At 53.0% G+C, this 11,270-nt stretch carries 15 protein-coding genes; 7 read left to right on the top strand and 8 right to left on the bottom strand.

Annotation, left to right across the window (positions count from 1 at the left end; all coding sequences use genetic code 11):
- Positions 1-7: 7 nt before the first annotated feature.
- Both WCI03_03925 and WCI03_03920 read right to left on the bottom strand, forming a co-directional pair.
- On the bottom strand, positions 8-1,147 hold the full coding sequence (locus tag WCI03_03925; protein MEI8138997.1) for an OmpA family protein: 1,140 nt from the start codon (positions 1,145-1,147) through the stop codon (positions 8-10).
- Positions 1,148-1,172: 25 nt separating this feature from the next.
- Positions 1,173-1,616, bottom strand: a complete 444-nt coding sequence (locus tag WCI03_03920; protein MEI8138996.1) for a S4 domain-containing protein — start codon at positions 1,614-1,616, stop codon at positions 1,173-1,175.
- A 110-nt stretch (positions 1,617-1,726) separates the two neighbouring features.
- Here WCI03_03920 and WCI03_03915 point away from each other — a divergent pair, with 110 nt between their 5' ends.
- On the top strand, positions 1,727-2,140 hold the full coding sequence (locus WCI03_03915) for a hypothetical protein (protein MEI8138995.1): 414 nt from the start codon (positions 1,727-1,729) through the stop codon (positions 2,138-2,140).
- Positions 2,141-2,437: 297 nt separating this feature from the next.
- Here WCI03_03915 and WCI03_03910 read toward each other — a convergent pair whose 3' ends face one another.
- The 4 genes from WCI03_03910 to WCI03_03895 form a co-directional block, all read right to left on the bottom strand.
- Complete coding sequence (locus WCI03_03910) at positions 2,438-2,893, bottom strand: DUF2442 domain-containing protein (protein ID MEI8138994.1); 456 nt, start codon at positions 2,891-2,893, stop codon at positions 2,438-2,440.
- The gene (locus WCI03_03905) at positions 2,874-3,110 is read right to left on the bottom strand and encodes a DUF4160 domain-containing protein (GenBank protein MEI8138993.1); all 237 of its coding nucleotides are present in this window, start codon (positions 3,108-3,110) and stop codon (positions 2,874-2,876) included. The genes WCI03_03910 and WCI03_03905 overlap by 20 nt, the downstream gene beginning before the upstream one ends.
- A 161-nt stretch (positions 3,111-3,271) precedes the next feature.
- On the bottom strand, positions 3,272-3,475 hold the full coding sequence (locus WCI03_03900) for a hypothetical protein (GenBank protein MEI8138992.1): 204 nt from the start codon (positions 3,473-3,475) through the stop codon (positions 3,272-3,274).
- 77 nt (positions 3,476-3,552) lie between these two features.
- The gene (locus WCI03_03895) at positions 3,553-3,957 is read right to left on the bottom strand and encodes a hypothetical protein (GenBank protein MEI8138991.1); all 405 of its coding nucleotides are present in this window, start codon (positions 3,955-3,957) and stop codon (positions 3,553-3,555) included.
- Between the two features lie 146 nt (positions 3,958-4,103).
- Between WCI03_03895 and WCI03_03890 the strand changes: the two genes are divergently transcribed.
- Positions 4,104-4,400, top strand: coding sequence for a UPF0175 family protein (locus tag WCI03_03890; protein ID MEI8138990.1), 297 nt, complete (start codon positions 4,104-4,106; stop codon positions 4,398-4,400).
- A complete protein-coding gene (locus WCI03_03885; GenBank protein MEI8138989.1) occupies positions 4,397-4,894 on the top strand; it encodes a DUF3368 domain-containing protein in 498 nt (165 codons plus the stop codon). Before WCI03_03890 ends, WCI03_03885 begins: the two co-directional genes overlap by 4 nt.
- Here WCI03_03885 and tyrS read toward each other — a convergent pair.
- Both tyrS and rpsA read right to left on the bottom strand, forming a co-directional pair.
- Positions 4,891-6,159, bottom strand: a complete 1,269-nt coding sequence (gene tyrS, locus WCI03_03880; GenBank protein ID MEI8138988.1) for a tyrosine--tRNA ligase — start codon at positions 6,157-6,159, stop codon at positions 4,891-4,893. The genes WCI03_03885 and tyrS overlap by 4 nt on opposite strands.
- Positions 6,160-6,241: 82 nt before the next feature.
- Positions 6,242-7,945 carry a 30S ribosomal protein S1 gene (rpsA, locus tag WCI03_03875; protein ID MEI8138987.1) on the bottom strand — a complete coding sequence of 568 codons (1,704 nt, stop codon included), beginning with the start codon at positions 7,943-7,945 and terminating at the stop codon, positions 6,242-6,244.
- 411 nt (positions 7,946-8,356) lie between these two features.
- On the opposite strand from rpsA, the gene tal reads away from it, so the two are divergent.
- From tal to WCI03_03855, 4 genes are all read left to right on the top strand, one after another.
- The gene (gene tal, locus WCI03_03870) at positions 8,357-9,475 is read left to right on the top strand and encodes a transaldolase (protein MEI8138986.1); all 1,119 of its coding nucleotides are present in this window, start codon (positions 8,357-8,359) and stop codon (positions 9,473-9,475) included.
- Between the two features lie 150 nt (positions 9,476-9,625).
- Entirely contained in the window at positions 9,626-10,405 is a 780-nt protein-coding gene (locus tag WCI03_03865; protein ID MEI8138985.1) for a BON domain-containing protein, read from the top strand.
- A gap of 15 nt (positions 10,406-10,420) precedes the next feature.
- Complete coding sequence (locus WCI03_03860; protein MEI8138984.1) at positions 10,421-10,762, top strand: hypothetical protein; 342 nt, start codon at positions 10,421-10,423, stop codon at positions 10,760-10,762.
- Positions 10,763-10,784: 22 nt separating this feature from the next.
- Positions 10,785-11,165 (top strand): hypothetical protein, encoded by a 381-nt coding sequence (locus WCI03_03855; protein MEI8138983.1) that lies wholly within the window; start codon positions 10,785-10,787, stop codon positions 11,163-11,165.
- Positions 11,166-11,270 lie beyond the last annotated feature (105 nt).

Below are 11,270 nucleotides of genomic sequence, written 5' to 3'. Positions count from 1 at the left end.
CAGACTTTTATTTGTCTGCCGGAGTGACAGTCCCCTGCTTCGCGGATGCGGCAGGACGGTTGATGTAGATTTCAATCCGGCGATTTGCCAGGTTGCCGTTGATCAAATCCGGTTTTTCAATCGGCATGCTAAATCCACACCCTACGGCTTCCATGCGTTTTTTGGCGATATTCCATTTGTCGCCTGCCAAATAATCACGGATAGCCTCGGCCCGCTTTTGTGTCAGGCTTTTAGCCTGACGCTCGGAAGAGGATGCAAGCTGTTCGCAATGCCCTTCGATTCGCACAGTGACGTCCGGCGTGTCTTTCAAGATTGTTCCGATCACATCCAGATGTTCATAGTATTGCGCCATGAGTTTTGAACTGCCCTCGGCAAATTCTATGTGCAATACATACTTCTCGCGATCGTCAGATTTGTTTTTCGAATCGACAACCACTGGTGCAGCCACCCGCGTGGTGGCCTCGCCGCCCGCAGGGGGGATCACGGATGCCTCAACACCCGGCCTTGCGACCGATTGCGGCAAAACCACTGGCTTGTTGGCACCAAAGGTCCAGGCAAGACCGATCCCGAATTTTGAATTTGAATTACTCTTCCGCCAGTCTCCATTCAGGTAATAGCCATAATCAGCACGAACGGCCACTGAGTCAGAGAGGTGATAAAACAGGCCGGCACCGGCCCGCGGTGTCGTATCGTAACAGTCATTTTCGCCGATCTCTTCGCCATAGCGGAGAACGCCATAACCGAGGGACAGATACGGGTCCACCCTCTGCCCGCTGGAAATATGATATAAAACATCAACGGCGGCGCCCACCGCCCAGGTATCAGATGCGCCGGTTTCGGCTTCCAGACGATCAACTGTTTCCGGTGAACCGGATGAGTAATCAGTGAAAGTATTTCCGGTTAACCGTGGCACCCAGGTCAATGATCCTTCGATTGAGAACCTGTGCGACAGGGAATAATCCAACGACAGCGTGCAAAAGCTGGCGTCATTGACAATCGCATCGCCCTCAGTGTCGAGTTTGCCAAGTCCAAAACTAACTGTCCAGGGATGTTCGGCACCATTGTCTTCCGCGCGTGCCGTAATCATTGATAAAGCAAGCAACGCAACACCGGCCCATACCGTTGAAAAATATCTTATTGTACTCATTATCCCATCCTTATTTTTGATTGTCTCAGACGACCTTGACCAGGCAATAGTTCTTTTTTCCCGCCCGCATGACCAGCACACGCCCATCCACCAACATGTCGCCAGTGATCTTCCCCGCAGGTTCCGTAATCCGGATGTTATTGATGTAAAAACCGCCTTCGTTCACAAGCCGCCGCGCGTCGCCCTTGCTCTTGCAGAGCCCTGACACCACTGCCACATCCAGGAAGCTGGCATCCCGAACTGAATCCAAGGATAACTCACGCGAGGGCACATTCGCAAACACTTTGATCAGATCATCCGCCTTCATCCCCTCCATTGAGCCACCGAACAACACCTGGCTGGCGCGTTGCGCTATGGCGAGCCCCTCCGCCCCGTGTACAGTCCTGGTCATCTCATCCGCCAACGTGAGTTGAGCGAGACGTTTCTCAGGTGCCGTGGCCAGTTCCAGGGAGCCTTTAGGGACAGACAAATTATCCGCAGGGATATCGGCGGGCGGCAAATATACGGTTTACCAAGATGGCCAAACTAGCCATAGCCCCGGCTTTGTCTGCAACTCCGGGATCTAAGGAGATCAGCCTGGTGATTTCAACGCATAGCCCCACCTCCACTTTGTCACTCATCCCGGAGCTGGAGCCGGTTCTTGCTCGTGGCGGCCTGAAACTGGTCGTGGTGACACTCCCACCCGAAGCCGAGGCGGGGCGTCAGCGTATTGCCAGATTGATCCTGGAGTGCTTGGGGATCATTTGCTGTCCGAGTGTCTATGCGCCAGTCTCGACAGCCATCGCCAATCAACGCCCGGTCTTTGTTCTCTGGCAAGGCGCAGGGGTAGCCATGATGAAGGCACTCCGCCTTTCGTCAAATGTTACGCCAGTAGAAGTCGAACCGGTGTCCGCACCGGCCTTCGTGCCGCCTCCCGTTGTGACACCGCCTACGATGACCGAACCACCACTCTCGCCGGTGATGCCACCTTCGGAGCAGAGCCCTCTGGGATAGAAAATCTATCCTCAAAATCATCGGCTTAACTCTTTGCACAATGCGCTTTACCAGTATTGCGCAGACTAAAGTGACAGTCCCTGACCAGAGCGCACTGAGAGGGACGAACCGGTTGCTATAAACCCCTCACCTCAATCCTCTCCCGCAAGGGGCGAGGAGGCAGAGGGCGGGCCTGGGGACAGCGGCTACTACAACGGGAAAAGACGTTAAGGATTCTCCGGCTGGACTTTCATTTGGCGCCTCAGCATCTTGATAACCCATCAACTGATAACGCCGCCGCAGACGGGAATTTTGGCCTCATTGCACTGTTCCAGATTTTGTCAATCTGGGTTTCCTGTAGGGCTTCCCATAAACTGCCGACCCCTCGGCCACTCGACGCACACCTTTTGCTGCGCTCGCAGGAGTATACTCATTTGCAGATAACCGGATATTTCGCCTCTTCCCCATGGGCCCCACATCCCGACGGGCAACCAACCATTTCGAGAGGGAGGCTTGGCTCTCCCCAGATTTCGCACCACGCAAAAGCCCATCAACGCTTATATCCTCATCCAAATCGGGCCAATGGATCCCTGATCCACGCCCAATCAACCGCCACCGATGAAGCTCCGCCCGGGTCCCATGTAATAACCGGGGATACCACGCCAACGGCACGCTTAATACACGACCATCAGAAAGATCCACGATCAGGCTCTCGTCATTTACGGCAACTTTTTCCGCGGTCAAACCCGGCAACTCAAGCGCTGAAGTATTCATTCCATTTCTCCATCAGAAGCGATTCATGTATAGCAACCATGCGACATAATTTCGATATCTCATGCCCACTGAATCCCCCACTACGCTCTAAACGAACTGGATTAATCCAAAACTTTGCCACACAGTCCTCCCGCTCAATATGAACATGAGGGGGTTCCCCGTGATCGCTTGCGTAAAAGAAAAACCGATATGGCCCTATAATTAGTACAGTCGGCATTGCAATTTAGCTTTTCATTAAATCTGCATAAATAATGCTACCCACCTCGTTCCGAGTCAATGGAATTGATTATCATATTGTTTCGCAGAACGATATTCTGCCGTACGTGAATTGCGCGGCGGGACAGACAAACAGTTACCGTTAGCCCCACCTCCACTTTGTCACTCATCCCGGAGCTGGAGCCGGTTCTTGCTCGTGGCGGCCTGAAACTGGTCGTGGTGACACTCCCACCCGAAGCCGAGGCGGGGCGTCAGCGTATTGCCAGATTGATCCTGGAGTGCTTGGGGATCATTTGCTGTCCGAGTGTCTATGCGCCAGTCTCGACAGCCATCGCCAATCAACGCCCGGTCTTTGTTCTCTGGCAAGGCGCAGGGGTAGCCATGATGAAGGTCCGCTTAGGGACGGGATATCAGTCTGGTGCCAATTCAAGTTGTAGTAGCCGCTATCCCCCCGCCTGCATCGCTATGCGAAGCATTGCGGGCAGGCAGCGGCGCAGATCACGAATCGCCCGTAATGGATCCAATGCCGACACCCGACCCGGTACCGGTGGTCGTCCCTGAACCCGTGTCCACGCCGTCAATGGATATCCCACCAGGTGTCGAATTTGCGCCTTTGGCCTCCGAGGTGGATGCCGACGTCTCGGCGGCATTAGCAAACAGTCTTGAAATGGCAACCGGCCTTCGGCACGTGAGACAAGGACAGCGGGCGTCTCGCCCAGAATCCAATCGCCATCCTTGCTCATGACGGCCAGCCGATGCATCACGACGGCCTGCCCACTGCTCAGAATGGCTCGCAGCCGTCCCGCGTTAAAGGCCTGCGTCAGTTCCTGGTAAATATTTCCGCTCATGTTGGCAGAAACCTAGCACACTCGTACTAGCTCGGGCAAATGGATTAGACCACCTTGACTAGACAGGATCCGTCCATGACATTGATTCCTTGTCATATGAAGCCCATTTTGATTAACTGTGTACAGATAAGGAAATCGTATACATAATGAAAACTATGACATTATCCCTTCGCCTGAATGCCGATGAAGTCAAATTACTGGATCAGGCGGCTGCCCAAGATGGCTTGGATCGGTCATCGTTGCTTAAACGTCTTCTGCGCCGGGGGTATGCCGATTATCGCTGCGAAACCGCATGTGCTGCGTACCGCCGTGGTGAAGTCACACTATCCCGCGCGGCGGAAATGGCCGACATGAGTCTCTACGACCTGTTGACCCGTTTCCCGGAGAACGGCCTGCAACTAAATCTTACGGCGGATGATCTTCGCAGGGAATTGGCCTCATGAATGTTGTTGTGGCGGACGCCTGCCCGGTAATATTTCTGGCCAAATTGGATCAGTTAGCGCTCATCCGAAATGTATTCCCCGGAACGGTTTTGTTGCCTAAAAGCGTTTGGCGCGAACTCACCCAAAATACTATCCCATTTAATGAACAGCAGCGCATTCGGGAATTCCTCAAACATTGTCGTATCGAGACCGTACAGAGTTCACTCTTCCCGGCCTCGGCCTTGAGCATGGCTGACCGACATGTCCTGACGCTGGCGAAAAAACACCGCCCATCGCTCATCCTAACCGACGACAGCCTGGTACGACGCATCGCCTCAGCCGAAGGACTTCCCGTTGCAGGCACACTGGGCATCATGATCAGGGCTGCACGAGCCAAATTTATTTCCCAATCGGAGGCGATCAAAGCCGTTGATGAACTGGTCACAGAACATCATTTACGGATATCCGTGGAGCTTTACCGGGAAACGATACGTCAAATCCGCCAATCTGGCTAGACCACCTTGACCAGGCAGTAGTTCTTCTTTCCAGCGCGCAGAACCATGACGCGCCCCTCGATCAGCATGTCACCGCCAATCCGCATTGCGGCATCGGTCATGCGGACATTGTTTACGTAGAAACCACCCTCAGTCACCAACCGGCGGGCATCACCCTTGCTCTTGCACAAACCCGCTGCAACGGCCACATCCAGCAGCCCGGCCTCCTTGACAGAGGCCAGAGGCAGTTCACGTGACGGTACGTTGGCGAAAACTGTGATCAAATCTCCCGCCTTCATACCCTCCATGGATCCACCGAACAGCACCTCACTGGCACGCAGGGCGATCGCCAGACCCTCGGGGCCATGGATGGTCCGGGTCATATCTTCCGCAAGGGTTTTCTGGGCCAGCCGTTTCTCCGGAGCGGCCGCCATTTCGCGGGCAATTTCATCGATCTGGCTCAAAGGCAGAAAAGTAAAAATCTTCAGGAACCGGATCACATCCGCGTCTTCTGTCCGGACAAAGAACTGATAGAAGTCATAATACGAAGTGCGATTGTGGTCCAGATAGACCGCATTGCCCGCGCTCTTGCCGAACTTCTGACCGCTGCTGTCGCAAATGATCGGGAAAGTCATGCCAAACGCTTCACCCCCGCGCAATTTACGGATCAAGTCCGTTCCAGCTGTGATATTCCCCCACTGGTCAGAGCCGCCGATCTGAATGCGGCAATCCTCCGTGTCCCAGAGATGTAAAAAGTCATACGCTTGAATGAGCTGGTAACTGAACTCGCAATAGCTCATCCCCGCTTCACTCTCCATGCGGGCTCGGACGCTTTCCTTGCCCAGCATCGCACCCATGCGGAAATGCTTGCCCACGTCACGCAGGAATTCGATATAGCTGAACCGCCCGATCCAATCGTTGTTGTTTACAATCTTCGCCGGCGCAATTTCGCAATCGAAATCCAAAAAGCGCGACAGGTTCTCCTTCACGCCCACCAGGTTACGCTCGACATCCTCATGCGAAAGGAGATTCCGCTCGCTGGATTTTCCGGAGGGATCGCCGATCATTCCGGTGGCTCCACCGGCCAGTGCAATCACTTTATGCCCGGCCCGCTGAAAATGGGCCAAGCCCATGATGGTGACGAAATTACCGACCTGCAAACTATTGGAGGTGGGATCAAAACCGGCATACACGGCGGTGGACGATTCCACCTGCTTCATAATATCAGGGCTGGTGACGGCATCAAATAGCCCCCGCCCCTTCAATACATCAATGGCATTCATCATGGAAAACACTCCCACTAAAAAAACGAGGCGCCCCGTTGGTGGTCCGGCGCGCCTCGTCACTTCATTACTTACAACAGGTCTTCTACCGGTCGCGGTCTCGGCCACCGGATTTCTCACCCGGGCGCCATTCCTCGTCCCTGGCGCCGAAGGCGGCGTCGAAGGCACCTGCGAGATCGACCAGATCCTCACCCGGGCGGAGCCCTTCGAGCATCTCGTCTTTCACGACAAAGTCTTCATCGGACACGCTCGCCGCCTTGATGCTCAGACCGATCTTGCGATCAACCTGGTCAATACGAACGATACGGGCTTCGACTTCCTGGCCGACCTTGAGCACATCCTTCACCTTCTCAACGCGATCATCGCTGATCTGCGAGATGTGAACGAGCCCGTCAATGCCTTCCTCGATCTCCACGAAGGCACCAAATGATGCCAGCTTGGTGACCTTACCCTTGACCATCTGGCCAATTTTCAGGCGGGCGGCAATCGTAGACCAGGGATCTTCCTGGGCCTGCTTGAGGCCAAGGCTGATGCGTTGATTGTCAGGATCGACTTCCAATACCACGGCCGCAACTTCCTCACCCTTCTTCAAAACTTCAGAGGGATGATTGATCTTGCGGGTCCAGGACATATCGGACACGTGAACCATTCCGTCAATACCTTCTTCAAGTTCCACAAAGGCACCATAGGAGGTCAGGTTACGCACCTTGCCGCTGACGCGGGCACCGATCGGATAACGCATACGGACGCCATCCCAGGGATTCTCCTCAGTCTGACGGATGCCCAGCGCGATCTTTTGCTCTTCGCGGTTGACGTTCAGCACCACGACATCCACTTCCTGTCCAACGGTAAGGACATCGGAAGCGCGCGCGATACGTTTGGTCCAGGAAATTTCGGACACGTGGACCAAGCCCTCGACGCCCTGTTCGATTTCGACGAACGCGCCATAAGGAACCAAGTTGACCACTTTGCCACGCAGACGGCTGCCCACGGGATACTTCGCCTGAATATTTTCCCAGGGATTGTTGCTCCGTTGCTTCAAGCCAAGCGAAACACGTTCCTTCTCGAGATTGACGTCCAGAATGACGACTTCGAGTTCGTCGCCCACCTTGACCAATTCGGTCGGATGGTTGATACGGCCCCAGCTCATATCCGTGATATGCAGCAAGCCGTCCATACCGTCAAGATCCACGAACACACCGAAGTCGGTGATATTCTTGACCGAGCCCTTACGGACCTGGCCGACCTTGATCTCGGTCAGCAATTCGCGTTTACGGTCGCGGCGACGGTCTTCCATCAGCTCACGGCGCGACAACACGATGTTGCGGCGATCGTCATTGATCTTGATAATCTTAAATTCGAGCGTCTTGCCGACGAGGGCATCCGGATCATGAACCGGGGTAACGTCAACCTGTGAACCGGGGAGGAAGGATTCCACGCCGCCCACATCCACAATGAATCCGCCCTTGACGCGACTGCGGACATCACCATTGACGATGCTGCCTTCTTTGTAGGTATCCAGAACCTGATTCCAGTGTTCCTGTTGTTCGGCTCTGCTCTTGCTGAGCATGACCATACCTTCATCATCTTCAATGCCCTCGAGCAGGACATTAAACACATCACCGGGCTTGACCACGGAGATATCGGGAAATTCACTGGCGTGAATCATACCCTCTGATTTGTACCCGATGTCCACAAGGACTCCATCCCCGCGGACTTCCAGGACTTTGCCGGGAATAATCGATCCTTCGGTGAATGTTTTCAGGGTTTCTTCGTACATCTGAGACATCTGAACCCGGGCGGCGTCTTCGACAACCACCGGCGCAGTGCTCTTCTTGTGCTTTTTAGCCATATCTTACTTTTCGTTGTTATTTTCACTCAGTTACACGGGCCAGCGGAACCGGAGACACCCCCGAAAAACTCCACTACCCACCGACTAAGAACTGCGGATAATCCTCAATAACCCCTTGCAGCGCAAGCATAAAAAGGAGATAGCACCAATTCGAAGTACTGGCCTCCCCCCCCCTCTCCCCGGGCTATCAGGACTTACCTGATAGAGAAATCAGGTTTCTCCACCTTGCGCCCTCATGGAATCAGTCTATCCTCAGAGGTGGGATAATACCCTATATTACAAAATTGGCCTTTTTCGCAACAATACAGGAGTTGCGAAACCAGTTTTAAACAACAGTGGTATACGCACATGAAAAATAATTCTCTCAAACAATTGGAAACACTCGGCCAATCCATCTGGCTGGATTATATCCGTCGCGATCTGATTACCAGCGGCGAACTGCGCCGACTTATCGAGGAAGACGGATTACAGGGCATGACCTCGAATCCCGCAATCTTTGAAAAGGCGATTGTGGAAAGCCAGCTTTATAATGCAGATATTAAGTCCATGACCCAAAAAGGGAAAGAAGCCAAAGTCATTTACGAAACCCTCAGCCAGAGCGATGTGCAGAGCGCCGCCGATGAGTTTCGTCCGCTCTACAACAAAACCGACGGCCAAAGCGGATATGTCAGCCTGGAGGTCAATCCCCACTTAGCCCATGACACCCAGGGCACTATTCAGGAAGCCCGCCGATTGTGGAAAGCCCTGAACCGCCCCAATGTCTTCATCAAGGTGCCAGCAACTACTGAAGGGGTGCCGGCCATTCAGCAACTTATTTGCGAGGGCATCAACATCAATGTGACCCTGCTTTTCGGATTGCCGCGTTACCGGCAGGTCGCGGAGGCTTTCCTCAGCGGGCTCGAAGCGCGTATTGCCCAAGGCAAGAGTGTGAAGCGGGTCGCTTCCGTAGCGAGCTTCTTCCTGAGTCGTATTGATACGGTGATTGATCCATTGCTGGAGGCTTCTGCACTCCACAACACAAAATCAGCAGATTCTGCAAAAAACATTCGTGGGCAGGCTGCTATCGCCAGTGCAAAAATGGCCTATCAAATCTTCAAAGAGATCTTCGATAGCGACCGCTTCAAGAAGTTGGCGGATCAAGGCGCTCATGTCCAGCGACTCCTGTGGGCCAGTACCGGCACAAAAAATCCAGCCTACAGTGATATTAAATACGTCGAAGCACTTATCGGGCCCGATACGGTTAACACCTTCCCTGTTGAGACCCTTGACGCCTACCGTGATCACGGAGAGCCGGGCGCCACCCTTGAGAAGGATGTTGCCGAAGCGGCACGCTTATTAAAACACTTGCCACTGCTCGGAATCAGCATCGAACAGATTACGCAACAACTCGAAGATGAAGGCGTCGAGAAATTCTGCTGGCCATTCGATAAACTCATGGAGACCCTCACACAAGCAGTACCAGGTTAACTCCCTGTGCTGATCACCTTCAGTTGTGGCAGGGTAATACCCCATAGCTGAAGCCGGAACCAGGGGATATCCTGCTTCCAGAAGTGAGTTAAACAAAATGAGTCAACGAGTGGGGGTTACCCCCGAAAAAGAAAGAGATGGAGTGAAATTATGAAACGGAAAGCATTACTAACCTTGGCATTTACCGCGGCGTCGGCCACCCTAGTCATCACGAGTTCTGTGGTGCGTGCGTCAGAGAGCGATGATCGGATTGAGTCGTCGTTCAAACAAACCTACGTCTATAAGACCTATCTCATCAACGATGTAGTTAAGATAAATGCAAAGGACGGCGTTGCCACACTGACCGGAACGGTAGCCGAAGATTATCGCAAGACCTTGGCGCAGGAAACAGCTGCCAATCTTCGCGGGGTTACCCGTGTTGACAATCAGCTGGCGACCAAAGCTGAAGTCGCCGCCGAAACAGCGGATATGTGGATTGGCCGGAAGGTGAAGATCGCCTTGTTATTCCATCGCAACGTCAATATCAGCAAGACCACGGTTGAAGTTAAGGATGGGGTCGTCACGCTTAAGGGTGAAGCATCAAGCGCAGCCCAAAAGGAACTGACGTCCGAATACGCCAAGGATATTGAAGGCGTGAAAGAGCTGAAGAATGAAATGACGGTGGCTTCAACTCCTGTATTGGCTGAGCGAACCGCAGGCGAGAAAATGGATGACGCCTCGATCACCGCTCAGGTCAAAACAGCGTTGCTGACGCATCTTTCAACCAGCTCCATGAAAACCAAGGTCGAGACACTGCTCGGCGAGGTCACGTTGACCGGTATAGCTAAAAATGAAGCTGAAAAATCCCTGGTAACCAAATTGGTCAGCGACATCCAAGGCGTGAACACAGTAAAAAACGAGATGACGGTTGAAGCAGCGAAAGTAAAGTAAAGAAAGAGGATTCATATGGATCACACAAGTAACGAAAAGATTGCCGAAGCACTGAAACTTCTTGAAGAGGCCGCCAAGCAGAAAAAGGATGAATTGCGCACAGTCATGTCGGATAAATATACAAATCTGAGAGATATGATTATTGAGAACGAAAGCAGCCTTATGAAAGCATTGATCAACAAAAAGGATCATGCCATTGATGCGGTATCGCATGCCAAGGACGTCAGCATCGAAAAGGCCAGGGAGATGGCCGATGATGTGAACAAAAGTGTTCATCATAATCCGTGGGCCTACATCGCGGGAACAGCGGCCGTCGGGTTGGCGCTTGGTTATCTGCTTGGACGCAATCGTAAATAACTCCATAAATCAAGGTGGGATTATGTTCAAAAACCTGTTTAAGGGGATTCTTTCGGTTGTCGCGATCAAAATGATGGACAACTACCGGAATCTGTCGCTCCAACTGCTTAAGATTGAGGCCGCAAAGGCCTATTTGCAGGGCGTAAAGGCCGCCAGGATGTCGGCAATAGGTCTAATGGGGATGGGGCTCGTCATCGGGCTTATCTGCATGGGACTGGTACTTATTCACGTTGGACTCTTCCTCCTTCTGCCGTGGACCGTTGAAACCAAAGCGGTTCTCGGCATTTCCCTGGGCCTGATCTACGTGATAGGAGGCGGCTTATTGCTCCGTGCGGCCATGAACGAGAAGACTTGGATGGAGAAATCAGGCGCCACTAAAATGCTGAAGGATGCGATCAATTGAATAATTCAGTCTAGCATGAGTGTCACCAGGAGAAAAAACATGTTCTACAAATTAGTGATGTGGAGCTTTCAGCTTGCGGTCATTATCGCAATTTGCGGTCTTGCC

It is taken from the genome of bacterium, assembly GCA_037143175.1.
In the GTDB taxonomy this organism is placed as follows: domain Bacteria; phylum Verrucomicrobiota; class Kiritimatiellia; order CAIKKV01; family CAITUY01; genus JAABPW01.
The sequence above is the reverse complement of the archived record's forward strand: the minus strand, read 5'-3'. Positions and strand labels throughout refer to the sequence as shown.